The sequence below is a fragment of the Olsenella kribbiana genome, assembly GCF_036408795.1.
Taxonomy (GTDB): domain Bacteria; phylum Actinomycetota; class Coriobacteriia; order Coriobacteriales; family Atopobiaceae; genus Olsenella_L; species Olsenella_L kribbiana.
Map to the genome: position 1 here is coordinate 1 of NZ_JAZGJP010000003.1, position 24,918 is coordinate 24,918.

Here is a 24,918-nt window from a genome sequence, read left to right on the forward strand (position 1 = left end):
TGCATGTCCCGCTCTCCGGCATCGCAGCCACGGCCACGGTCCAGCCGAAGCTTCCTGCGAGCTTGCCTAAGCCGTTTGCAGTTCAGGGAGCCTAACTATGCCGGAGGTACTCAGCCATTATCGGATATTCCGATGCCAGACATTCAGGCGCATGCCAGCGAACAGACCCGAGCCAGCTTGCTCAACGCCGCATCACTGGCACGCAGGCCAGATGCAGATGCAAGAGGTCTTGGCTATCTCGGATTGCTCCCATGCTAATGGGTCTTCATCAAATCTTGCCTAGAGAGGTGTTCACAAGAAGGGAGCCTGCCCGAAAGCAAGCTCCCTTCCTGCATATCAGATGATTCTCATTACTTCGCAGCGCGATAGATCTCGACGATGTCTTCCTTCGTGAGCGGCACGAACGAGCCCTTCGAGCCATCTGCTGCCTTCTGGGCCATCACATCGAAGTGCTCTTCATCGGTGATTCCCACCTCATGGAGTGTTGCCGGCATGTGCATGGTCTCCGTGAAGAACTGGCGGGTGCGAGCGATGGCCTCGCGGGCAACCGGTGCATCGTCGGTGCCGGTAAGGCCCCAGACATTGCGGCCATAGGTCGCGAACTGCTTCTCCGTCTTCTCGGAGAGGACATGCTCCATCCAGGCAGGCGTAAGAATAGCAAGGCCCTCACCGTGGGTGATATCGTAGAAGGCAGAAAGCTCATGCTCCATCGGGTGCACGCACCAGGCAGGAGCGCAGCCCTCGCCGACAAGGCCATTGATTGCATGGCTTGCAGCCCACATGAGGTTTGCACGGGCATCATAGTCATCCGGCTTCTCAAGGGCAATCGGGCCATAGTGGATCATGGTCTTGAGCAGGGCCTCTGCCATGCGCTTCTGCACGTATGCGCCATCATCCATCGAGAAATAGTTCTCGAATGTGTGGCTCATCATGTCCGCCGTGCCAGCTGCGGTCTGGCGTGCCGGGACCGAGAACGTGTAGGTCGGATCGAGCACGGACACGGTCGGCTTCAGGCACTCAGCAGCCGTTCCCCACTTCTCGTTCTTTGTCATATCCGAGATGACGGCAAAGGCATCCATCTCAGAGCCTGTAGCAGCAAGCGTGAGCACCGAGAAGATCGGAAGCGCTGCCTTGATGAGCTCAGGATGAATCACGAGATCCCAGGCATCGCCTTCGTACTTGGCACCGGCTGCGACGACCTTTGCGCAGTCAATCGTGGAGCCGCCGCCGATTGCGAGGACCATATCGATGGACTCCTTGCGGCAGAGCTCGACGCCTGCGCGCACGGTCTGGATGCGCGGATTCGGCTCGACGCCGGAGAGCTCGAAGATCTGAAGTCCCGCATCGGAGAGGATCTTTGTCGCCTGGTCATAGATGCCATTGCGCTTGATGGAGCCGCCGCCGTAGCACAGAAGGACCTTCTTGCCGTATCCCGCAAGATCTGCGAGGTGCGAGATCTGGCCCTTGCCGAAGTGGATGGTCGTGGGTACATGGAACGTGAAATTATACATAGCTACTCCTTAGCCGGCATGGTTCTGCCGTTTGCTTTAGTCTCCACTGTACCCATCCATCCTGCACAGAAACGCCTCGCAGCCAAATGGATGCCTGTATGAGCCAAAGAGCTGTATGCATATCTATGAAAGAAGGAGCTTCGCTCCCCCAGGGGGCAGAGATTCCGTGCGCCAGACGGCAGAAGAGACTGCCTCGACAAGATGCCGGTCATGGGAGACGAGGACAAGCGCCCCTGCAAAGCCCGCAAGGAAGCGCTCGAGCGCTTCCACGGCATGCACATCGAGGTGGTTTGCCGGCTCATCGAGCACAAGGAGCTCTGCCCCGTCGAGCGCCGCAAAGGCGAGGGCAAGCTTTCTGAGCTCGCCTGGGCTGACCGAGCTGCCTGTACGGTAGCTCTCAGGCTCTGCATTGAGCTGTGCTGCCAAGGAGAGCACCGCACCCTGTTCTGCGCGGTCAAGCCCGCGCAGGCGGCCAAGCAGCTCTTCTGTCTCCTCTGCCTTCAGCTCCTGCGGCAGATAGACTGCCTTCACGCCGTCAGGGATGCCTTCTGCCACGAGCGCCTTGATGAGCGTCGACTTGCCGGCGCCATTGGGTCCGACGACAGCTATATGCTCGTCCGGTCCCACGAAGAGCTCCGGAATCTCCAGTCCATATCCTGCATCGCCGAAAGGAATCGTCTGTGCATCCAGATGCGCCACGGTGTTTCTCTTCGAGCGCACGCCCAAGGCTGGCAGCTCCCCGTCATAGCTCTGCGCAACCGAGGCTCCTGCCTTCTTGCTGAGACCATCCATGCGCTGGTCGAGCTGGCGGACCTTGTCTGCAGTTTTCCGGTCCTTGCCCGAGACGATGGCACGGCCGATCTTCTCCCGGCTGTCATGGTCATGGGGATCGAGGCTGCGCCTGCTCCGCTTTGCAGCAGAACGGTCCACCTCCTCGCGGCGCCTCTGCTGCTCCTGGGCAAGGCGGCGGTATTCCCTTCTGGCTGCATCCCTTGCATGGAGCGATGCATCATGCTCCTGCATCTGCTGCTCACGAACAGCGCTGTAGTTTCCAGGCCGCATCCTGATGCCTCCTGCCTCGAAGCAGAGGCAGGAGGTGGCCAGCTCGTCGAGAAGCGTCCTGTCATGGGAGATCAGCAGGCCTATGCCGGAGAAATCACGGAGCGTCTCCAGCAGAAACTCGCGTGACGGTGCATCAAGGTGGTTGGTCGGCTCATCCAGAATCAATACATCGGGCTCTGCTGCAAGAGCGCAGGCAATCTGCACGCGCTTCTGCTGGCCTGAAGAGAGCGTCTCATAGCGCCAGAGCCAGTCGTCCTCTATCGCAAGCGTGCGGCGCACCTTCTGTGCCAGAGGGCTCCAGTCGCAGGCGAAGTCGGCAAGATCTGCTGGTTCGGCAGTGGCATCCTGCGCACAGAGGGCCGTCACAAGGCCCCTGGTCACCGTTCCTTCATCAGGCTCGAGCTCGCCGGAAATGATGCGGGCAAGCGTTGTCTTGCCGCAGCCATTGGCACCGATAACGGCATGCCAGCCAGATGAAAACGTGCAGGATATGTCAGAGAAGACAGAATTGACGGAGCCGGGATAGCAATATGTCACATGAGAAAGAGAAAGCTGCATGATGGACCTCGCAGACACAAGGACAGGGGACACAGGAGTGTCCTGGCGAACAATTCCCGTATGCTCATGAAGAGCAGTGTCTACCTGCGCAAGGCTCCATTCCTTTCCTCGGAGAGCAGCATCTCTGCCCTATGCAGCCAAGAGAGTGTAGCACAGTCTTATACAAGGTACAAGACTCGCCTCGCAGCAAGCCGTTCTGAAATAAGCCTCTCTCATCCCAATGATACAAGCATCCGTGTTCTGCAATCTCAGTCAGCTGAATTGCATCCGATCGTAGTGAGCACTTCAGCAACTGAGCTCGCCAGAACCGCACCGTATTCAACCATCTTCGCAGCCCAAGTTGTCTGCTCGACAACGGAGGGCAGCAAAATAAGCTTCTTGTGCTGTTCGATGCACGCCCTTGCCTGCGTCCTTGTTCCGCTGGTTTCGCCTGCCTCCACGATGACAGTAGCTTCGGACAAGGCAGCCATGGTTATATTGCGCTCCGGAAAGTAGAAGCGCTGTGTCTTGATTGACTGATGATCATAGCGATAGATGGGCACCTGGCTAATTAGGAGATGCTCCGTAGCCACCAGTTCCTGCAGGTCCTCATTCTCCTTAGGATAATATCTATCTATCGGCGTACCGATGACACCGATGATTCTGCCTTCTGCTTCCAGAGCTGTCTTGGCTACTACCGTATCTATGCCAGTCGCAAGTCCATCGACGATGGTGAAGTCATGCCGGACGAGTGCAGCAGCAATGCGATGCGCCGCATGCTCGCCACGCTCGCTAGGATGGCGAGTGCCAACGACAGAAATGCATCTTGACTGCGTCAGGTTGATATCGCCGCGATAGTAGAAGACCGGGAGCGGATTCTTCTGTGCCCTCAGGCCATGCGGAAACTGCGGTGTTCCATCCACCAGGACAGAAAATGTTCCAAGCCTTCCCTTTACATACCGAATTACTTCGGAACGCTTTTCTTCGTCGGGAACGATACCGTCGATTGCATCAGCAGCCGTGCTCGGAAACCCACCATTTCGCTGAATGAGGTTCGATACCTTGCTTCGGGAAGTTCCTTCGACAGCATACAGATACTCGTATGCCATGAGCTCCTTATAGGGCGAAATGACTCCTTCTTCGCTGATTGCCGGCACCATGTCGCACCCCTATACTCTCGTACCTCCATTCTAACGGCTCATGCACCTGCTGTATAGTACAATTGTTCTATTACACTCATAGATGTTTCCCGCAGTAGCTGCAACCCTACGTTGCAGAGGCTTGCACGAAGGCAAGCTTTCGCCGCACCGCAAATCCAGAGCCCCCGTCAGACATGCAGCTCGTTGTCGGATTCCAGGACGACACGGCAGAGCTCCGTCAAGCCCATCCGCCGAAATCGAACCTTCCAGCCTTCAGAGCATCCGCAGATGAATCTCTTCGACGAGTTGGGGTCAGCGAGAGAGAATGGAAAGCCGTCTGGGATGATGAGAAGGATATCTCCTCAGAAGAGCTGCAGAAGCATGGAATGACGGCGGAAGCACCGATATCCAGCTACCGCTATGCAGCACGCATTGCCCCTCATGGCAGTCAATAAAATGATATGCCGCCCGTTCTCCGACAAGAAGAACAGGCGGCACTATAGATCGGGAATTCGGGCTACTCAGCCACCAGCAATCCCGTGCCATCAAGCTCGGAAAGCGGCATCTGCTGCTTCTTGGCTCTCGCGCAGGCACGTCCGGCAGAGTCTCCCATATCGATGACGGTCTGCTGAATCCTGACAGATGCCTGCACGAGGAAGCTCGTAGAGATGCAGCGGCCCACTGTCAGCATGTTGCTTATCGTCTTGTTCGTAAGGCAGCGATAGGGAATCTGATAGTACTCCCCCTTCTGGTACTTCTCCATATGCACGAGCCCCTTGGTAGCGGAGTGCACATCGATATACCAGGTGCCATTGGCAACTGCGTCATCGAACTTCGCACGCTTCACGTAATCGTCCACATCGAGCACGTAGCTTCCCTGGATGCGCCAGCTCTCGCGCACGCCGAGCATGGGAGCGATGCGTATGAGATAGGCATCTTCGAAGCCTGGCATATAGGCCGTCAGGAACTTCACGAGACGGCGAATCCGCTGCCTTCCTTCACGCAGAGCCTGGCTCCTGGCAAGCGCGGAGCTGTTCTTCTTGAGATCGGGCAGATGCGGGCAGTTGAATGCCATGCATCCCGGCTCCCCCGGAAGCGAAAAGCACTGATAGTAGACCAGATCTGACGGCTCCAGGATGCCTGCTTCAACGCCTTTCTGGAAGAGCGGCTCGAGCTTGAAGCCGCGTCCTGCAACCATGGCAGATTCCCAGAAATAGCCATCCACAAGAGGGCTGAACTCATCGCCAAGAGACAGGCAATACCTGCGGTAGCAGTCGACATCAATGCCGCCCATCTCGAAGCGAAGCGAGCTCATCTGGTTGTTCCCGTCATCGTCTCCTGCAAGGCAGGGAACGCCCGCAAGGCGCGAGAGCACCGCATCGCCTGTAGCATCCACGAACTGAGCAGCACATATTGCCTTGGGTCCTTCTACTGTCATTGCCTCGATGGCAGAGATCTTCCCGTCCTTCACATCCGCGCGGACAAGCGGCGCATCGTAGAGCACCTCTCCGCCAGCATCCTGGAGCATATCCTCGAGCACGCAGGCAAAGCTCTCAGCCGTGGTCCAGATGTAGCCCATCCGATCCCCGTCCTCGCGGGTCACGATGCCAGCCTCGTTCAGGCGCCGCTCGATCTCATGAAGGTTCTTTCCGTGAGGCGCATATGACGGCATCATCGGCGTCACAAGCGCCTGGGAGGGAGAACCGCCGAGAGATGACGCTGCTTCCACGACGAGTGTGCGGTTGCCGCCATTGGCTGCCGAAATTGCGCAGGAAGCCCCTGCCGTGCCGCCACCGACAACGACCGTATCCCAGGTTCCAAGGACTTCGATATCCTCTGCGCCGAACCTATAGGTCTCCATCCCGTCTCCCTTCTTCCATGAGCATTCTGGCATCTTGAAGCTCAAGTGCCAGCTCCTCTTCCGTGATCTCTCCCACCACTGCAAGGTACAGAGCGTCGCACCTCCAGGGGTCGAGCATCATCTTTCCTCCCAGAGCCGTACAGGCAAAGCTGTGGGCTGAGATTTCAGCAGCTGAGCCTATCCTGCACTCCTTTGTGCCGAAGAGCACCTTTGTCTTCCCCGTGCTCGCCTTTGCAGAAAGCTTTCCATCCTGCCTGAAGTCGATGACATGGAAGGCTTCATGCCAGAGCGTCAGTTCTTCGAGCGCAGCAAGATCTGGCACCGCAAGGCCCCGCATGTCGAAGAAGGCGAGGACTCCCGTCTTCTCTTCGAGCGCATCTTCAAAGAGCGTGACCTCGATGCTGCCATCTCGAGCCTCCTGCGTGAGCGCCGCAAGATGGATGCCAGGAGCCGACACCTTCTGCCCCTGTACCCGGACAAGCTTTCCGCCGTGACTAGCAATGAAGTCTGAGGCAGAGGTGGCGCTTCCGTCCGCATTCGCAGCTCGCGCTGCCTCCTCGCCTGCGCTAAGCGCCTGAGAAACGATGCGGCTGGCTTCGCCAGGAAGGAGCCTCTGCACACGGGGATCCTGTTCAAGCTGCAGAAACGCAAGCTCTGGGACAGAGGCTTCCTGGAGAAGCCTGGCGAAGGCGCCTTCTGACGAAGCGGCAGCCACTGCTAGTCCTTGGCTGCGACAGCGACGATCTCCTGATCGTCGCCCGCAAACTCGAGCTCCATCTCAGCCAGACCCATGAGCTGTTCCTTGTTGAGGACACCCGAGAGGTCGCTCATCTTCTGGCCGAAGAAGAGATAGGTCTTCGGCAGCGTGGCTCCTGCATCCGTATAGAGCGTCATGCTGTCCACGAACTCGCTGAAGGAACCGCCGAGCTCGTCTTTCGTGAACGTGAGCACCTTCGCATCGTTCTTCTGGAGGCGGATGACGCCTTCCTCGTCCACGACACGGATCTCCTGCTTCTTTGACTTCACGAGACCGAAGAACGCCTTCTTCACGGTCGTGGCGCAGAACACATGCCAGCGGCCCGTCGCTGCCACTTCTTCCACGGCTGAAGCATCGACGCTTGAGGACTCGGCGACGATCTTCCTGAGCTCGTCTTCCGTCTTGGCAGCAGAGCCCCGGTCCTTCGTGCGAAGCTCGGTTGCTCCGGTCGCCGTGGCACGCAGGATGTTCTTCTGCGAGTCGATCTCCACCGTAATATCCACGGTCTCCGGATTGGCACCAGCTCGGGTGATGACCTCAAGCACATCATGCCTGATGCGGCGGATATCCTCTTCAGAAGGATTCGGCACGTTGCGCTCGATCTGCTCGCGCACAAGCGCCAGCGCAACACCGATGGTCGAGATGTAAGGGGCGTTCTTTGCAATGCGGTGACGGATGCCCATGCGCTCGCCCAGGGCAGGTGCCACGACAGATGCGGAGCCGCCGCCTCCGACGAGATAGATCAGGTTCGGGTTCAGACCGTAGTCATCGATGAGGCCCTGGACGATTGCCTGGACCTTCTTCATGGCACAATCCATGACCTGTCGGCAGATATCGTCCACCGTCGTTGCACAGACATCCGCAAGAGGCTGCCAGGCCTTGCGTGCAGCTTCTACGTCTCCGTGTGCATAGTCGCCTTCTGGCACATAGCCCAGGATGTTTGCCGCGCCGCAGAGCGTAAGCGCGACCTTGCTGCCATCAGCACACTTCACGGCCACATAGTCAGCCTGGTCGTCCTCGCGCGGCGCAATGAGCTCGAGCTCGGGCGAGACGATCTTGTCTGCATCCGTGAACACCTCATAGGCAAGGTCAGCGATATGCGCAGAGCGGGGACCGACATCGAGGAGCTTTCCGTTCTCAACCCTGATCATGGAGCCGCCGGCGATACCGAGCGTGCGGACATCGAGCGAGGTCAGATACAGCTTGTGGCCGCCGACTGTCGCGTTCTTGATCATGACCTTGCCATCCTTGATGGCAGAGATATCGGTCGACGTGCCACCTGCCTCGAGGAAGATGCCGTCAGTGATCTTCTCGTACATGAGTGCGCCTGCCACCCCTGCCGCAAGGCCGGAGAGCATCGTCAAAATCGGCCGCTTCCTGACCTCGTCGATCGACATGACGCCGCCGTCACAGCGCATGATCATGAGCGGCTTCTCGATGCCGGAGCCCTTCACGGCGTCCTCGGTCATGTTTGCCGTCTCCATCATCTTCGGGATGAGGGCGGCATTGACAGCAGCCGTGCGGGTACGTGCCGCCAGGCCATAGAGCTGGGAGATCTCATAGCCGCCCGTCGCGACCATGCCCATGTCCTCAGCCTTCTGGACCACTGCCTGCTCGTCGGTAGGGTCGTCGACCGAATAGGACTCGGAAGCGACGATGACCTCGCAGCCACGTTCGCGCAACGCCGAGATGGCAGCCTCCATCGCCCCATCGGTAAGCTTCGCGGAATCTATGAGCTCGTGCTCGGTCTCGAGATACTTTCCCGGTGCCAGCTCGATATTGCCGACTGTCGTCTCGGTACCGGCACGGCCCGCGCCGGCTCCCTTGCCCATACCGACAATGCCGACACGTGCGACATCTCCTTCGAGGAGGGCATTGGTCGCCTGGGTCGTGCCGTGTGCGATGAAGACGACATCTTCCGGTGCGATGGCACCCTCGTCGAGCACCTTGCGGATGGCATCGACGATGCCCTGTGCCACACCCTGCTTTGCATGGTGGGTCGTAGGAACCTTCACCTTCGCGACGATCTCATAGGTCTCGTTGTCGACGACGACGGCGTCCGTGAATGTTCCGCCGACATCGATGCCAATGCGGACCTGTCTGTGTCCCATAGCGTGTATCCTCCCTCGTTTCTGGTCCTGATTATGCGCGTTCGACTGGAAGGGGGCCTCTGGGCAGCAGCCCCTCTAAGCGAGGACTGGGATATTTCTGCTTCGAGGTAAATCGAACGCGCATAATCAGAGCCTCCCGGGCGCTGTTGCGCCCGGGAAAGCGGCCACTCTAGAACAGTGCGATTGCCGTATAGAGCAGGATGAAGAATGCCATGACCATCGTGTACGGAAGCGTGGACTTCAGGATATCGTTGACGTCGACGTTCGCGTAATCCGCAACGATAACGTTCTGGGTGTTGGTCGGGTCAGACACGCACTGGACGACAGAGGTCGAACGCAGTGCCATGCCCACAGCCGAAGCAGAAAGCGTGCCTGCGGCGACCATGATCTTTGCAAGGCCGGAGCCGAGGCCATACATGTTGAGCGGGCCACGGTAGAGCGCAAGCGGCGAGAGGATCGTGAAGAGGATCACGTAGACAATCGGGTTCGACGGGACGATGGCAGAGATGATCGGCTGCATGAGCGACGAGGTCTGGGTGGCAGAGACGCCGTTCAGAAGGATGCCGATGCCCATCATGAGGCCGATGACGCCGGCAACATCCTTGATGCCCTCGACGACAGAGCTCGAGAGGACCTGGATGGCCTCCTTCGGCTTCGTGATGAGGACGGTCACGATGATCGAGATCAGGAGTGCTGTCTCGGCGTTCCACTTGAGGAAGAAGACAAGCACGATAGGCACGAGCGGCATGATGAGAGCGACAGGATTCACATCAGTCTTGGCCGGAGCCTTGGCAGCCCAGGCAGCGCTCTTCTTGGCAGAGCGGGTGTTCACGACGATGTAGACGATTGTGACGATGACGCAGATGACGCCCATGACGGCAGAGGTCGAGAGAATCACGTTCATGTCCATGCCGATGGTATCGACGTAGAGCTGGTACTGGGAGACGTTGAAGAGCAGGCCGATATTGAGGCCGAACAGGATGAGGCTTGCTGCCACGACCGGCTCGATGCCAGCAGAGAGGAACAGCGGGATAGCGATCTGGGAGACCATGATGACCGGGCCAGCGCCACTCATGGCAGTGAAGATAATCGCGATAGCAGCGGTCAGGGCGAGGGCGATGGCCGTCGGCTTGTCGCCTGCAAGCTCTGCTGCCTTGCGGATGATTGCGTCGGAGATGCCCTCCTTCTGGATGGCCTTCGCGAAGATGGCGCCAAAGATCGTGACAGAGATTGTGCCTGCCAGCTTCACGGCGCCCTTGGAGAGCACGAAGTCCGTGATTGACTGGGTATCGGCATCAGCCGATACGAACGGCACGCCTGCAACCGCAGCAATCAGGATGCCCATCAAGGGCAGTGCCAGGATAGCCGGCAGCTTCTTTGTCATCATCAGGACAACGCCTGCAATGAAGATGGCGAAGATCAGGATGACCTGCAATGTTGCCATGCCCGCTCCTTTCTGTCTGGGTTCCGCCGCCCCATTGCAGCAGAACCGAGCCTCAGCATGGGCCGGATGCTAGCACGCTCTGTCTGGTATCGGAATTGGAGTACCGCTGAGCGGAAAAGTGCCATTCGGAGTGAAGAAAGCTCCATTCGGTGCTGCATATTCAGCAGAATCTCAGCTCGGAGGGTACTATGACTCTAAAGAGATATATCTGAAAACATTTGGAGATACCTGCTCTTTTGCATCTGTTCATCGGCGTTTTACCGGTGAACGGCAAAACCCGTAACCGTTTCTCCATCTTTCATACACATCTTTTGGAGGGCGCATGGCAGGCAAGGCATACGACGAGAAGGAGCTGCCTCAGGTCATCAGCACGCTTGGCAAGGCGTTCGAGTTTGCAGAGAAATGCCTGCCCGAAGGTGCAGCAGGCTTCTATCGGCGCTTCGCGAACTCTTCGGTCGCCGCTACCTGCACAGGCCCCGATGCACATCCAGAGATTGGCGGATCTGCTATCGAGCTCGTTCTCGATGTGAATGAGGATGCTTCTATCGATACCCTCCTCATGAACGAGAAGAGGCTCTCGAAGCAGGAGACCGGACGTCTCAGATGGGAAGCGGAGCTTGTCTGCCGCTATCAATGGGAGACAGGCCTTCCCTTCCCTGCCGTCTTCCGCACGCTCACAGAAGAGCGTCTCCGCAAGCTCCATGCAGACTATGCCAAGCTTCCCCCGGCAGAGGTCGTGCAGAGAATCTCTGTCCCCGAGACCCATGAGAGCACAGCGACGAACCTTGCTCGCATCAGGCGCGAACGCGGCCTGTCTCAGGCAGGACTGGCCAAGGCTTCCGGCGTCACGCTCCGCTCCATACAGCAGTATGAGCAGAGGAAGAAGGACATATCCCATGCACAGGCACGAAGCGTACTTGCGCTCGCACAGGCTCTCAGCTGCACGATGGAAGAGCTTCTGGAAAACGAAGAATCTTGAAGCAATGCGCCATTCGGCGGACAAAGAATGGCAGTTGCCATAGCAGCCGCCTAGCAGGACTATTCAGGCACTGATTACGTATGTTCAGTCGGAGGGGCATCTCTGGGCAGCGTCGGTCAAGGGGAGTAGTTCCTGTTTCGGCTGGGAGCTGGTGGACTCCCGCTTCGAGACTTGATCAAACGTACGTAACCAGTACCTCCCGGATGTCTGCCTATCCGGGAACAGGCGCTCCAGATCTGCAGGGTGGGTGCTTCCTGGAACCGTCCGAATGATACCAATTTATGATAGGCAGCAAACCCGAATGGATGGTGTCAGCAACATCTACAGTTGCCGAACCTGCAACATTCTTGTTGCCTGCCTTTTCAAATTACGAACAGTGCCACAGAAAGGCACAAGAGCAGCTATCCATGCGCACAAACGATGTTTCTTGACAAAAGCTTGAAAGAGCAAGACAGAATCTGGCGGAATTGGAGAGTACAATGCGAGTATCGCTGGGCATGAGCCAGCAGCCAAGCAATACATATGCAGAGAAAGGGTCATTGATGAAACCTCGACCTCACAGTCGATGACCCCTCGGTGCTTCTTGCGAGTTGTGCCGCGGGGTACCCCCAAACAACAATCCGAACCAAGGAGCACCTATGATCTATCTGTCCCAACTCCTGGGCAATCCGGTCTACGACGCAAAGGGCGAAAACATCGGCCGCGTGAACGATCTGGGCATTGCCACAGGTGAAGTCTTTCCGCGTGTCACCTCGCTCGCAATCGAAGGCCCCAGCCGCACCCCGTTCATGCTCTCGTGGCGCAAGTATGTCGACACGTATAACGAGAACGAAGTGCGCCTGAAGGTTGTCAAGACCGATATCCGCTTCAGCTACCTCCAGCCGGACGAGGTGCTGATTGCACGCGACCTCCTGAACAAGCAGATTGTCGATACGCGTGGCGTCCGTGTCGTGCGCGTAAACGATCTGAAGCTCTCTGACACGAACTCCTCGCAGCTGCGCCTTCTGGGCGCCGAGGTGGGAGCTCGCGGCCTTCTGCGCACGCTCTCCCCCAAGCTCGAGCATGCTGTGCTCAAGATCGCCAAGGCCATGGGCAAGACCATCCCCGAGAAGATCATTGCCTGGAACTACATGGACCTTCTGGACCGCGACCTTTCCGACGTGAAGCTCTCGGTCACGCACAAGACGCTCGACGATATGCATCCGGCAGACATCGCCGACATCATCGAACGCCTCGATCCGCGCCTTCGTGGCCAGGTCTTCGCCCAGCTCGATGCCGAGCAGAAGGCAGGCACCATCGCCGAGTTCGACGATGACACGATTGCCGCCGACATCATGTCCTCCATGAACGATACGGACGCATCGCAGATGCTGTCCGAGATGGACCCGGACGATGCAGCAGAGCTCGTGGGCGAGCTCGACTACGACAAGGCAGAGAAGCTCCTGCGCCTCATGGGCGTGAAGGAGCAGCGCGCAGTACGTCAGCTCCTGGGCTACAAGGAAGATACAGCCGGCCGTATCATGACGTCGGAGGTCGTGGACCTCTTCGAGAACGATACGGTGGCAGACGCTGTAGAGGTGCTCTCGAACCTCGATGAGGACTTCGAAACCATCCACTACATCTATATCAAGGACAAGGACGACAAGCTCACGGGTGCCGTGTCGCTCAATGCCCTGCTGCTGGCCAAGGATGAGGACCACCTCAAGGACATTGCCGATATCGAGGACCTGAAGACCGCCAATCCGGATGATGACCAGGAGGATGTCGCAGAGGACATCGCAAAGTACAACCTCCTTGCCATGCCAGTCGTGGACGACCAGGGACACCTGCTCGGCAACGTCACGGTCGACGATGCACTGGATGTCCTCAACGAAGAGCACGCCGAGGACCTGCAGATTGCAGGCGCCGGCCACAACGACACCGCAGCAGAAGGACGCACGGGAGACCTTGCCTGGCTCATGCGCAACGAGGCATGGTTCTTCGTCTGGATGCTCGGCGTTGCCATCCTTGCTGCCGTCTTCCACACCCGCCTGCCCTGGCAGGATATCGCGCTTGTCTCCTTCTGCATGCCGGTTGCGGTCATTGCAGGAAACGACGCTGCTGCCTTCGTGACGAAGAACTTCCTCGAGTACGACTCCGACGACGAGGATGCTCCCTCGATGCTCGGCATGGTGTTCAAGGGCGTCGGCCTCGGCCTCATCATCGCAATCTTTGTGGCCCTCATCGCGACCTCCATCATCGCGAACATCATGGATGCTCCGATGCAGTACACGATGAAGGGCGTGGCTGCAGCAGCAGCCGCGGCGTTTGTCTGCTTCGCGACGACGCCCATAGCCCTCAAGGTCCTGCGCGCCCGCGACGAGCGCAACCTCGAGACCTCCGGCACGACCCTTGCCATCATCTACATGGCTGTCGCCATCGTCCTCTTCCTTGCAATCGCTCTCGCGAGCATGGGAATCTAGGGAGGCGTATGCATGACGGAAAAGAAGATCATGGCTGCCGCACCGGCAGCGCCTCAGGCTCCCGCACCCAGGGCACAGAAGCAGTCTGATGCCCCCAAGGCTTCTCAGAGCTCTTCCAGCTCCACGTCCCAGACGTCTTCAGCAGCTCCCAAGAAGAGCCACGATGTCGCGAAGAAGGCAGGCATCCTTGCCATCCTCGGTTCTATGGGGCCAGGCATCCTGACGGCCTTTGCCGGCAACGATGCGGGCGGCATCGCCACCTACTCCACGACGGGCGCGTCCTATGGCTATGGCATGCTCTGGACCGTGCCGCTCATGTGCCTTCTTCTGATCGTCGTCCAGGAGACATCTGCCCGCATGGGATGTGCAACCGGCAAGGGCTTTGCCTCCCTGATCCGTGAGCAGTTCGGCGTCCGCATCTCCGCCCTTGCCATGATTGCCCTCATCATCTCGAACTTCGCAGTCACGCTCTCCGAGTTTGCAGGCATCGCCTCGGGCATGCAGCTCTTCAATGTGCCCATCATCGCAAGCGTGCCGGTCTCTGCCCTCATCTGCTGGATGCTCACGATCGGCGGCTCCTACCGAAAGATCGAGAAGATCCTCCTTGCCCTTTCGGCCGTGTTCCTCACCTACATCGTCTCCGGCGTCTTGGCAAAGCCTGACTGGGGAGCAGCGCTCAGCGCCACAATCATTCCCCAGGTATCGAACGATCCTTCCTACATCTCGCTCCTCGTTGCAAACATCGGTACGACCATCTCGCCGTACATGATCTTCATGGTGTCAAGCAACGTCGTGGAGAAGAACCTCGATGCCTCAGACATCCCGGCCCAGCGTGCCGACAACATCTCCGGCGCCATTGCTGCAGAGGTCGTGACCTGGTTCATCATCATGACGACAGGAACGGTGCTCTTCCCGGCAGGCATCTCCGTCGATACCGCAGCTGACGCAGCCAAGGCGCTCGAGCCGCTTGCAGGCGAGTATGCTTCAGGCCTCTTTGCTCTGGGTCTCGTCGGCGCGTCATTCCTTGCCGCCTGTGTGCTTCCAGGCATCACGGCAAGCGCCGTCTGCGAAGCCTTCGGCTGGGAGCGCGGAGCAGACCGCAGCTGGAAGGAAGCTCCTGCCTACTACGGCATCATCACGGTCATCACGATTGCCTCTGCTGCCATCTGCTGCATCCCGAATGTCGACCTTTTCGGCATCATGATGGTCTCCCAGGTCATCAACGGCGTGATCCTGCCAATCCTGCTTGTCTGCATGGTGCTCATAGCCTCTGACCGCTATGTGATGGGCAGGCATGCAAATGGCCGCATCTGGAACGCCCTGACCTGGTTCATCGTCATTGCCGTGACGATCCTCACAGTCATCATGTTCATCCTTCAGGCCATGGGCTACTGAGGACCTCCGCCTATCCCCTTGAAGCTCGCTGCAATGGCAAAGAACGCCGGCAGCAGCACAAGCGCTGCTGCCGCGCTGCCATCAAGCGTGCCCTGCATTCCCTGAATGACAAGAGGGATGCCAAAGCAGAAGACAAGGACCGTAAGGATTGGCCAGAAGCCACGCACGATCCAGATGCCAGGGCCGAAGATTGCCCGCAGGACGATGATGGGAAAGCCTGCCATAAGGACGATCGCGATGGAGCAGGCAATGGCACGCTCGGTCGTTCCAAGCTGCTCCGCTATCTGGAAGACCAGATCGATTGCGATGAAGATGACGAGCACTGCTCCCAGAAGCTTCAGGATCTTCTGTTCCATGGCTGAATCCCCTTTCTCATTCATTCCGAATGGATATACCCAGCATGCCCAGCAAGCAGGGCATCTTCTTTTCAGCGGTCAGCTCTTCCTCTAAGATGGAGCGCCAGCTCCATCTCCTGAAGCCGTAGGTCCACCCCGCTACGTGAAACAAAGCGTTTACACAATCTTGCTTGCATCCCAAGATGGCTGTGGCTTATAGTGTGCGCAACAAACAAGACGTCCAGGCAATCTGGACATTGATTCGATTTGAGAGGAGCGCCAGAGATGATTCACATCGTCTACACCGCAGACAACATGAATATGAACTGGTGGTGGCGCGATGTGAATACGATCGGTCAATCGTGAGTCTCTCGCGCCATGATACATACGCGAATCTTTGAGGGCTCCGGTATGACCGGGGCCCTCTTTTTGTCTGTCCAATCCCATCAAGCAAGCAATTCAGAAGTTCCATTCGAAAGGAAGATCCATCATGGCAGCAAACACCCAGCAGGCACGTACCATCACCACCGAGGACCACGGCAAGCTCGATGTCCGCGCACTTGTCCTTCTTGCAGTCCTTCTGGCGGCAGGCTTCATCTTGAACTTTACGGTCGGCAAGGCAATATCGTCTGTCTCCGGCGGCATGATCTCTCCTGAGTTCATCATCTCGGCCTTCTGCCTCACGATCCTCGTGATCCGCCCGAACGTCGGCCAGGCCCTCATCATCGGCCTCATCTCCGCAGCCGTCATCCAGATCACGACGACCGCACCCTTCGTCGACTTCGCAGCTGAAGGCGTTGCCGCCATGCTCATGTCCGTCATCGTTGCAGCTGGCATGAAGGGCTCCGCCAAGAAGATCACCCCTGCCATCGGCACCTTCGTCACGACCGTCGTCTCCGGCGTCATCTTCATGCTCATCCGCATCGCAATGGTCGGCGCTGCTGCCCAGCTCGCAGCTGCCATGCTCCCCGTCGTCTTCGCGACCGGCATCTTCAACGCAATCCTTGTCCAGGCCCTCTACTTCCCGATCTGCAAGGCACTCAAGGTCGAGGCATAAGGCATCTATCCGCAGCAGCTATCAGATCACATCGATCAGAACACAGAGTCAGCAAGAGAGAAGAGCATCATGGCAGACACGAATTCCCAGGCACGCACCGTCACCGCAGCAGCACACACCGGCACCGATGTCACGTCCCTCATCCTTCTGGCCGTCCTTCTGGCCGCAGGCTTCATCCTGAACCTCACGGTCGGAAACTCGCTTGCGATGGTCGGCATCAAGCCCCAGTTCATCATCGCTTCCTATGCCCTTGCCATCCTGCTCACGAAGGCTGACTTCAAGCAGGCTGCCATCTTCGGCCTCATCTCCGCAGCCGTCATCCAGTTCACGACCTCCATTCCGGGCCTCAACTTCGTGACCGAGCTCGTCGCTGCGCTGGCCATGGCTGCCCTCATCAAGCTCGACCTCAAGGTCGCCGGCAGGAATGTCACCCCGCTTGTCGCTGCCTTCGTGACGACACTCCTCTCCGGCGCCCTCTTCGCTGTTGCCGGCACCCTCATCATGGGAGCAGCTCTTGCGACGGTCGCCGTGAAGGTCCCGCTTGTCCTCGGCACGGCCGTCTTCAACGCAATCGTCGTCCAGGCACTCTATTTCCCCTTGAATAAGGTCCTGAACCGCTAGGATTCCATCAGCTACCATAGAGAGGGCCGCAGGAGCACCTGCGGCCCTCTTCTGTACCACGGCATGCTCCATGCATGCACTTATATATATGAAGCAGCAAGCAAGAAAGGGCAGCATGGCAGAAAGCACGAATACGCCCCAGCCCATCATCGAGCTCAAGGATGTCTCCTTCACCTACGCCTCGGCCGCATCCGACGGCACAGAGGCTCCGAAGCCGGCACTCTCCCATATCACGGCCACGATCGGCACCGGCGAGTTCGTCGGTATCATCGGGCCTTCGGGAGCAGGCAAGTCCACGCTCGCATCCGTGATGTCTGGCGCCATCCCTCACCACTTCAAGGGCACGCTCTTCGGCGCGACGCTCGTGGATGGGAAGGATACCTGCGACATCACGCTCACGGACATCTCCCAGATTGTAGGTTCGGTCCTCCAGGACATCGATACGCAGATGGTCGCCTCCGTCGTCGAGGACGAGATGCTCTTCGGCCTCGAGAACTTCGGCGTGCCCCATACAGAGATCGAAGGCAGGATCGAAGAGACGCTTGCAACTGTCGGCATCACCGATCTGCGTGACCGCGAGATCGCAACGCTCTCGGGCGGCCAGAAGCAGAAGGTCGCAATCGCCGCCATCCTGGCCCTCAGGCCCCGTGTCCTTGTGCTCGACGAGCCGACAGCCGCCCTCGACCCTGCCTCCTCGACCCTTGTCTTCGATACGCTCGAAGAAGTGCGCCGCCAGGGTGTCACGGTCGTCGTGATCGAGCAGAAGGTAGCCCTTCTCTCCAAGTACTGCGACCGCATCCTCGTGATGGATCAGGGCAAGCTCCTGCTCGACGGCACGCCCCGCGAGGTCTTTGCCCATGCCGAGAAGCTCCGCTCCATCGGCGTCGACTCTCCCCGTGTCGCCCGCGTCTACAACAGCCTCGCAAAGGATGGCCTGCTTCCTCAAGGCAAGCCCTGCCTCACCGTGGAGGAGGCTGCTGCCATCGTGGAGCGCCTCATCCCTGAGGCTTCCAGAACTGCTCCGGCCGAGGGATCCTTCCGCCAGGGCTCGAAGCACGTCGTGGCAGCCAGGCCCCATGCAGAAGGGGCAGAGCCAGTTGTCAAGCTCCGCGACGTCTGCTTCCAGTATCCCAACGGCGGCGCTGCCGTGAAAGACCTCGAGATGAGCGTCTATCCCGGCGAGATGGTCGCCGTCGTCGGCCAGAACGGTGCCGGCAAGACGACGCTCACGAAGCTCCTGAACGGCCTTCTGAAGCCCTCCTCGGGCGAGGTCAGGATCTCCGGCCTCTCGACGAAGGAGGTTCCGACAAGCCGCATCGCAGCCCACTGCGCAACGCTCTTCCAGAACCCCGACTACCAGCTCTGCAAGGATACGGTCTTGGACGAGGTGGCCTTTGGCCTCGAGCTCCAGGGGATTGATGAGGAGGAAGCAAAGAGGCGGGCACTCCGCGTGATCGAGCGCTTCGGCCTTCCCGAGAAGGAGTCTCCGTTCTCGCTCTCCCGTGGCCAGCGCCAGGTCGTGGCCTTGGCCTCTGTCGTCGTCATGGAGCCCGATGTCGTGCTCCTCGATGAGCCGACAAGCGGCCTTGACTACCGCGAGTGCATGACTGTCATGGACACCGTCTCCGAGATGGCCAATCGCGGCTGCGCTGTCATTATGGTCTGCCACGATATGGAGGTCGTCTCCGACTTCGCAGAGCGTCTGGTCGTTATGGCAAACGGGAGGATCTTGGACCGTGGCGCCGCGCTCGACATGTTCAGCGACACCTCCCTCATGAAGGAAGCCTTCATCGAGGCGCCGCAGATCGTCCAGCTCTCGCAGGTGCTCTCGCACACCATCAGTCCTGCATTTGCCGGCATAAGCCAGGTTTCCGGCATCGTCGACCTTACCGAGGAGATGGTCCAGCGTGGTTAATGTTATTGATTATGTACCGGGCAAGACGCTCCTCCACAGGCTCAATCCGGTGACGAAGCTTGCTATCGCTGCTGCCATCATCGTGGCAACCTTCCTCTCCGACACCTACGTGATGCTTCTGGGCCTTCTGGTCCTGACATTCGCACTCGGCTTCTATGCCAAATCCCAGGGCAAGCTCTTCTCGCTCATGAAGCTCCTGGTTCCTATCGCAGTCGTGATGCTCCTCTTGCAGACCGCCTTCGTGAGGACGGGCGAACCGGTCTTCCTGTGGATGACAAGCACAGGCCTCATCACAGGCTCGAAGGCCTGCCTGCGCCTTCTGGGCGTGGCGCTTCCCCTTATCCTCATGCTCTCCGTCACGAAGCTCAACGACCTCGCGAATGCCTGCGTCGAGGTGCTCCATATTCCCTACCGCTATGCCTTCACGTTCACGACAGCACTCCGCTTCGTGCCGGTCTTCTCCCAGGAGATGAACTCCATCATGGAGGCACAGTGTGCCCGCGGCGTGGAATACGACACGAAGAACCCGATCAAGAAGCTCCAGCTCATGCTTCCACTCTGCGTGCCCCTGCTTGTGACCTCGGTCGGAAAGACCGACGCCACAGCGCTCGCAGCCGAGCAGCGCGGCTTCTATCTGAGGACCCGCAAGAGCAGCTTCAAGCGCTACCCCATGGCAGCAGATGACAAGGGCGTCCTTGTGCTCTGCGTGCTTCTGATCGTCCTCGGCGTCCTCTTCTAGGAAGCTCTTCGCCCCCGCCATCGTCCGTCCTCATTCGGTATTCAGAAAGTGCTATAAATAGAACAGCTGCTCAATTGGGTACTGCATAAATAGGGCCAGCATGCTGCGAAGTGTGCTGTTTGGTGGGGGCTTCATCTATGGGTTCACCTTCATTGCCGGCGATGATCACCGGCATGTCGGCTTTCATCCTCTATACCGCTTCAACGCTCACCCTGCGCCGGAGTGCCACGTTCCATGCCTATCATGTGGCCCTCTTCTGGATTGCCTTTGCGCTGATCTCTGCAAGCACCCTTCTCGGCCCGGTAGCGGAAGGCACCGTCGATTCGCCCCTGCGCCTCTTCATTGCAGTCACCATGCCGCTGCTTCCTGCCGTCCACGCCACATGGGCGCTTGCTGTCTGGATGCACCCTTCGGAAGCCCGCTCGAATGACCTGAAATCGTTCGGCACGATTCTATGGGCGAGCTGGCTCATCCTGCATCTCACCGGGCTCTTCCTCGGATTCGCAAATTTCCGCTTGGGCGATATCCCTGCACTTGCCCTGAGCACGATGGCAGTGCTCGCTATCCTGCTCTGCTTCAGAGACAGCGGACACTCGCACCAGAACGCCTGAGGCTCACAGGAGCGGCATCCCTTCAGCAAGCTTCACGAACATCCCGGCTGCAACAGGAAGTATCCGGTCGTTGAAGTCATAGGCCGGGTCATGAGGAGCGGGCCACGTCTCCCCGTTTCCGACATAGAAGAGTGCCCCACACGTAAGCTTCGTATACCAGCCGAAGTCCTCAGACGGCCGCCAGGGCTCAGACGGCTTTTCCTGCACAAATCCAAGCTCACGGGCGCTGGCGCGCACCTTCTCCGCTGCACGCCAGTCATTCACGGTTGCCGGGAAGGGGTCGCGCTTCTCTCTAGACGCAGAAAGCCCGAAGCGCTCTGCGAGCTCATGCGCTTCTTTCCCAAGCTCCTCTTCCATGCGTGCAAGGCCTTCATCTTCCCCAGCGCGCAGCGTGAACGAGATCTTTCCTCTTCCCGGAGATATCCCGAAGTCATGGCTTCCCAGAGTCATGCCCACCGTGGTCGCGAACTGGAGCTTCCCTTCCTTGCTCTTATCCAGCTTCTCGGCGGCAAGCTGCATGCGCGCAAGGACAGGTGCAGGATTCGTCCCAAGCTCAGAGGTCCCGGCATGGGCAGCATTTCCCTCGAAGGCAAACGTGAGCCCGCATGATGCCGGCTGCGTCATGCCCTCTCTCACCATCACGGCACCCTCCTCATGCCCGCTCAGGTTGTGAAAGGCATAGACCTCGCGGACACCTTGGGATGCAAGCCATGCTGCGCAGGCATGTCCGCCTTCGCCTGTCTCCTCTGCTGGCTGGAAGACGAGATAGACAGGACGTCTGATGGCGGCATCATGCTCCATCAGGCAGGCGGCTGCCACAAGCGCTGCCATATGTCCGTCATGCCCGCATTTGTGTGCGACGCCCGGGACTGTGGAGCCGTAAGGCAGCGAGATCGTCTCATCTATAGGCAAAGCATCCATATCGGCACGGAAGGCGATAGGCGCCACGCCTTCTGCCCCTTCAGGGCAGAAGCGCACAGAAAGCCAGCTGCCGTAATCTTCTGCATCAAGCGAGGTATGGGAGGAAAGAAAATCCTGGATCCGCCGCTTCGCCCCAACCTCTCTGCCCGAAAGCTCGGGATGGGCATGGAGGTCATGACGGAAAGTGGCGATCTCATCCCAGAATGCATCATCCATGCGTATCCTCTCTTCCTGTACACCTTCGAGCCATTATGGAACGGCTCTGAGAGATATGGCAGCACTGTCGCTGTCCCGAAATGGAAGGCGCGTGGCCTATCATGGGATAGCCGCAAGTGCAGACTCAGAGCAGGGAGGCAGTCTATGGCAGAGATCAGGTGTGTCACAGCAGGAGAGGGCCGCTTTGCGCTCGAGGCAGTGGCTGTCCTCATGCCCCGCGGCATCACAGTCACGGCCTTCACCCCGGGCTATGCCCATCTCGGCGCGACGGCACAGGCAATACCCAGGCCCGAGCATGACCGCACGGCTACCGTGAGCATCCTTGCCGTCCCCTGTCACAGAGACGAGATGCCTGCTCACGATATCGCGGCAGCCCTTGCCACGAAGTTCCGGGTGCCCGTTGCGGCAAGCTGCGGCTTCCATGTAGAGGCAGCGTCCGACGAGGATATCCAGAAGGTCCTTGCCACGACGAAAAAGCTCATCTCCTCGCTGGAAGAAGCGTGCGCCCCCTTCTTCGCAGATACTGCACAGTAGCGTCCGTCCGCCAGCGCGCAAGGCCATCTCCCGCCACTTTCAGGTGCACCTATCTTTGCCCCCGCTATCATGAAATGCAGAAATGACCGGATGGAGGCACGTGCAATGGACACAGACAGCAGGGATCTGCTCGATATGCTCACGCTCATGTATCTCGCCGCGACATCGAAGGCGGAGGGCAGAGGCAGCAAGACGAAGCAGGTAAGCACCGGGACACTTTCAAGAGAGGCGCTCGCAGACCTTGTCCGCAGCGGCTATATCCGCGTATCCAAGGACCCTGCAGGGCGCATAGAGCTCACGCCGGCAGGTGCTGCCACCGGCGAGTTCATGAAGGAACTCTTCAGTGCCTTCCAGGAGGACATCTTCACGACCGTAGCCGCAAGCTCGAAGAAGCAGGAGAAGAAGCGCCAGAACCCTGCCTTCAAGTTCCATATCGTGCTCGATCTCGGACACGACCTCACCTGCTGGCGCGACATCGTCGTACCGCAGCACATCACATTCGGACAGTTCCATGAAATCATCCAGTCGGCCTTCCTCTGGGAAGACTCCCATCTCTTCGAATTCCGCCTCACGACGCACGGCAGAAAGATCGAGATTGTGAGCGATGCAGACGGTGCAGGAGAGGCCTTCGCGGCCATCGCCCATAATGGGCCAGTCGATGCGGAATCAATGACCATCGACGAGGTGTTCCCCAGAACGAAGAACGCCGTCTATGAGTACGACTTCGGCGACTCCTGGCTGCATTCGATCCATCTCGCAGAGACGATCCGCTCCTATCCGGGCACCCTCCCCTGCTGCACGGCAGGAGAAGGAGCAGCGCCTCCGGAAGATGTGGGCGGCTCCTACGGTTTCAGGGAGTTCCTGTCAGCGCTCTCCGATGTCACGGATCCCGACCACGACGGTGCGGTGACCTGGGCTGGCACCGAGAACTACGGACCGTTCGACCTCGATGAGGTGAATGAGCGCATGCAGCACTGGTACAGGGCAAGCAGAGGTGATAGTGAAGAGGAAGAAGGCAGCCTCGAGACAGGAACTTCAGGAGGAGCTGACATCCTGACCTTCCCGCAGAAGTAGAGGCACGGGGTTTCAGTCTTATGCCAGGGCAGCCTGAATCGGCCATAATCGATTCAGGCTGCCCTTTCTGTCGACTATGGCCGATCACCCAAAAAGCGCTGCCGTATGGCAATGCCTGCTCGAGGGATGGCCTTAATGCATCGTCAGAAAGAGAAGGGACGGTAAAGCCTGCAGGCCTTTCCGTCCCTTCGCAGGATGTCCCCAGAATATGCTCTATGCCTTCTTGGCGGGCAGCAGCTTGTCGAGTCCTGCCCTGTTGAGCACGATGTGCACAATCGCACAGATGAGGAAGAGCACAGCTGAGCACATATGCACGATGCCTTGAGGCGTAGATGCCGCCTCGTCGAAGCTGAGACCTTCCGCCATGCGCATATGCATGAGCGCACCGCCGCTCAGAAGCGCCGCGATCAGAAAGACTGCCATCGCAAGGCCAAGGCAGCAGTCGAGCCTCGTCTCTCTGTTCATGGACTTCTTCGCCACGTTGCGTGTCGTTGCCACGACCTTCCTGTGTGCCTGCACGGCATGCACGACAACCGCTGCGACCAGCAGGAAGCCGAAGAGCGCATGCACATGGGGATCTGCATGGCCTGTCAGATAGGTCACGATGAGAAACACCGCCACGACGATATCGGTTGCAAGGCGTGCTTTCGTACTTGGCTTCTTCATATGCCGACACTCCCGTCTCAATAAGCGACGGGAAGATGTTAGCCTATTGATACTTATTGCAGAAGACCATATTCGGACGCATTTGAATCATCAATCCGTCTGATTGGAGAGTCCGACATCCTGCAGCCGTCCCTCTTTCTTCAGGCTATGCTTGTTATGGGAAGGGAGGATCTCATGGACTGGATCGAGCAGAGGCTCTTCGAACTCAGGGATACCGAGAGCCAGTACCGCACGTTCAATGCGCGCGTTGTCGCAACAGCGGACCCCGCCACGATGCTCGGCGTCCGTGTGCCGCGCCTGCGGCGCCTTGCGAAAGAGATTCTGCGCTCCCCTGACAGGGCAGCCTTCCTCGAAGAGCTTCCCCATGCGTACTACGAGGAATACCTCCTCCATGCCTTCGTGCTGAACGAGGAGAAGGATGCAGAGCGCACGATTGCAGAGCTCGGCCGTCTTCTGCCCTTCGTCGACAACTGGGCCGTCTGCGATGCGCTTGTCCCGAAAGCGTTCAGGAAGCTCGCACCAAAGCATCTCGAGGCGCTTTCCCGGAAGTGGATGCAAGCAGAGCATGAATACACGCGCCGCTTCGGCATCTCTCTTCTCATGCGCTATCTTCTGCCCGATGGCTTCAGGCCCGAGCATCTCCTCTGGGCGCAGGAGGCAGATGACGGAAGGTACTATATCGAGATGATGGTCGGCTGGTTTGTGGCAGAGGCCCTCGTCACCCAGGAGGCATCGGTCCTTCCCTTCCTCGAGGCAAAGACGCTTCACGTAAAGACGGAGCGCATAGCGATACAGAAGGCGCTCGACAGCAGAAGGATCGCTCCCAAGATGAAGGAGCATCTGCGCCAGATTCGCGCCACGCTCTGATTTTCGATATGAAAATGCTCCGGTGTGCAAGGAGGCAAAAGCACCGGAGCATATAGGATTCCCAAGATGAAATGCAATCCTGAGAGCCCTTTGGGGGACTTGTT

General features: G+C 58.7%; 21 protein-coding genes. 11 read left to right on the plus strand and 10 right to left on the minus strand.

Features of this window, described 5'->3' with window-relative positions; translation table 11 throughout:
* Positions 1-350: 350 nt before the first annotated feature.
* The 7 genes from VXJ24_RS02900 to VXJ24_RS02930 all read right to left on the minus strand — a co-directional run bounded on the left by VXJ24_RS02900 (position 351) and on the right by VXJ24_RS02930 (position 10,422).
* The gene (locus VXJ24_RS02900; RefSeq protein ID WP_330971420.1) at positions 351-1,511 is read right to left on the minus strand and encodes an iron-containing alcohol dehydrogenase; all 1,161 of its coding nucleotides are present in this window, start codon (positions 1,509-1,511) and stop codon (positions 351-353) included.
* A gap of 123 nt (positions 1,512-1,634) precedes the next feature.
* A complete protein-coding gene (locus tag VXJ24_RS02905; RefSeq protein ID WP_330971421.1) occupies positions 1,635-3,131 on the minus strand; it encodes an ATP-binding cassette domain-containing protein in 1,497 nt (498 codons plus the stop codon).
* Between the two features lie 248 nt (positions 3,132-3,379).
* On the minus strand, positions 3,380-4,219 hold the full coding sequence (locus VXJ24_RS02910) for a DNA-processing protein DprA (RefSeq protein WP_330971422.1): 840 nt from the start codon (positions 4,217-4,219) through the stop codon (positions 3,380-3,382).
* A 547-nt stretch (positions 4,220-4,766) separates the two neighbouring features.
* The gene (locus VXJ24_RS02915; RefSeq protein WP_330971423.1) at positions 4,767-6,110 is read right to left on the minus strand and encodes an FAD-dependent oxidoreductase; all 1,344 of its coding nucleotides are present in this window, start codon (positions 6,108-6,110) and stop codon (positions 4,767-4,769) included.
* Positions 6,097-6,729, minus strand: coding sequence for a hypothetical protein (locus tag VXJ24_RS02920; RefSeq protein WP_330971424.1), 633 nt, complete (start codon positions 6,727-6,729; stop codon positions 6,097-6,099). Before VXJ24_RS02920 ends, VXJ24_RS02915 begins: the two co-directional genes overlap by 14 nt.
* A 98-nt stretch (positions 6,730-6,827) precedes the next feature.
* Positions 6,828-8,978: a hydantoinase/oxoprolinase family protein gene (locus VXJ24_RS02925; RefSeq protein ID WP_330971425.1), complete on the minus strand. Its 2,151-nt coding sequence runs from the start codon at positions 8,976-8,978 to the stop codon at positions 6,828-6,830.
* A gap of 169 nt (positions 8,979-9,147) precedes the next feature.
* The gene (locus VXJ24_RS02930) at positions 9,148-10,422 is read right to left on the minus strand and encodes a hypothetical protein (RefSeq protein WP_330971426.1); all 1,275 of its coding nucleotides are present in this window, start codon (positions 10,420-10,422) and stop codon (positions 9,148-9,150) included.
* A 322-nt stretch (positions 10,423-10,744) separates the two neighbouring features.
* Here VXJ24_RS02930 and VXJ24_RS02935 point away from each other — a divergent pair, with 322 nt between their 5' ends.
* The 3 genes from VXJ24_RS02935 (at position 10,745) to VXJ24_RS02945 (ending at position 15,258) form a co-directional block, all read left to right on the plus strand.
* Positions 10,745-11,401 carry a helix-turn-helix domain-containing protein gene (locus tag VXJ24_RS02935; protein ID WP_330971427.1) on the plus strand — a complete coding sequence of 219 codons (657 nt, stop codon included), beginning with the start codon at positions 10,745-10,747 and terminating at the stop codon, positions 11,399-11,401.
* Between the two features lie 638 nt (positions 11,402-12,039).
* The gene (locus VXJ24_RS02940) at positions 12,040-13,863 is read left to right on the plus strand and encodes a magnesium transporter (protein WP_330971428.1); all 1,824 of its coding nucleotides are present in this window, start codon (positions 12,040-12,042) and stop codon (positions 13,861-13,863) included.
* Between the two features lie 12 nt (positions 13,864-13,875).
* The gene (locus VXJ24_RS02945) at positions 13,876-15,258 is read left to right on the plus strand and encodes an Nramp family divalent metal transporter (protein ID WP_430623808.1); all 1,383 of its coding nucleotides are present in this window, start codon (positions 13,876-13,878) and stop codon (positions 15,256-15,258) included.
* Here the strand turns inward: VXJ24_RS02945 and VXJ24_RS02950 are convergent.
* On the minus strand, positions 15,252-15,614 hold the full coding sequence (locus tag VXJ24_RS02950; RefSeq protein WP_330971429.1) for a hypothetical protein: 363 nt from the start codon (positions 15,612-15,614) through the stop codon (positions 15,252-15,254). The genes VXJ24_RS02945 and VXJ24_RS02950 overlap by 7 nt on opposite strands.
* Positions 15,615-16,083: 469 nt before the next feature.
* Between VXJ24_RS02950 and VXJ24_RS02955 the strand changes: the two genes are divergently transcribed.
* The 5 genes from VXJ24_RS02955 to VXJ24_RS02975 all read left to right on the plus strand — a co-directional run bounded on the left by VXJ24_RS02955 (position 16,084) and on the right by VXJ24_RS02975 (position 20,536).
* Positions 16,084-16,650, plus strand: a complete 567-nt coding sequence (locus tag VXJ24_RS02955) for a hypothetical protein (RefSeq protein ID WP_330971430.1) — start codon at positions 16,084-16,086, stop codon at positions 16,648-16,650.
* A gap of 69 nt (positions 16,651-16,719) precedes the next feature.
* Positions 16,720-17,271 (plus strand): tryptophan transporter, encoded by a 552-nt coding sequence (locus VXJ24_RS02960; RefSeq protein WP_330971431.1) that lies wholly within the window; start codon positions 16,720-16,722, stop codon positions 17,269-17,271.
* A 115-nt stretch (positions 17,272-17,386) separates the two neighbouring features.
* A complete protein-coding gene (locus VXJ24_RS02965) occupies positions 17,387-19,186 on the plus strand; it encodes an ABC transporter ATP-binding protein (protein WP_330971432.1) in 1,800 nt (599 codons plus the stop codon).
* Positions 19,179-19,925, plus strand: a complete 747-nt coding sequence (locus tag VXJ24_RS02970; RefSeq protein ID WP_330971433.1) for an energy-coupling factor transporter transmembrane component T family protein — start codon at positions 19,179-19,181, stop codon at positions 19,923-19,925. The genes VXJ24_RS02965 and VXJ24_RS02970 overlap by 8 nt, the downstream gene beginning before the upstream one ends.
* Positions 19,926-20,098: 173 nt before the next feature.
* Complete coding sequence (locus tag VXJ24_RS02975; protein ID WP_330971434.1) at positions 20,099-20,536, plus strand: hypothetical protein; 438 nt, start codon at positions 20,099-20,101, stop codon at positions 20,534-20,536.
* A 3-nt stretch (positions 20,537-20,539) separates the two neighbouring features.
* On the opposite strand, the gene VXJ24_RS02980 is transcribed toward VXJ24_RS02975, so the two are convergent.
* On the minus strand, positions 20,540-21,673 hold the full coding sequence (locus VXJ24_RS02980) for a M20 metallopeptidase family protein (RefSeq protein WP_330971435.1): 1,134 nt from the start codon (positions 21,671-21,673) through the stop codon (positions 20,540-20,542).
* Positions 21,674-21,817: 144 nt separating this feature from the next.
* Between VXJ24_RS02980 and lpdD the strand changes: the two genes are divergently transcribed.
* Together lpdD and VXJ24_RS02990 are read left to right on the plus strand one after the other, a co-directional pair.
* On the plus strand, positions 21,818-22,207 hold the full coding sequence (lpdD, locus tag VXJ24_RS02985) for a prenylated flavin chaperone LpdD (RefSeq protein WP_330971436.1): 390 nt from the start codon (positions 21,818-21,820) through the stop codon (positions 22,205-22,207).
* 105 nt (positions 22,208-22,312) lie between these two features.
* Positions 22,313-23,281: an IS1096 element passenger TnpR family protein gene (locus tag VXJ24_RS02990; protein ID WP_330971437.1), complete on the plus strand. Its 969-nt coding sequence runs from the start codon at positions 22,313-22,315 to the stop codon at positions 23,279-23,281.
* A gap of 213 nt (positions 23,282-23,494) precedes the next feature.
* On the opposite strand, the gene VXJ24_RS02995 is transcribed toward VXJ24_RS02990, so the two are convergent.
* The gene (locus tag VXJ24_RS02995) at positions 23,495-23,947 is read right to left on the minus strand and encodes a hypothetical protein (protein ID WP_330971438.1); all 453 of its coding nucleotides are present in this window, start codon (positions 23,945-23,947) and stop codon (positions 23,495-23,497) included.
* A gap of 174 nt (positions 23,948-24,121) precedes the next feature.
* Here VXJ24_RS02995 and VXJ24_RS03000 point away from each other — a divergent pair, with 174 nt between their 5' ends.
* A complete protein-coding gene (locus VXJ24_RS03000) occupies positions 24,122-24,814 on the plus strand; it encodes a DNA alkylation repair protein (protein WP_330971439.1) in 693 nt (230 codons plus the stop codon).
* Positions 24,815-24,918 lie beyond the last annotated feature (104 nt).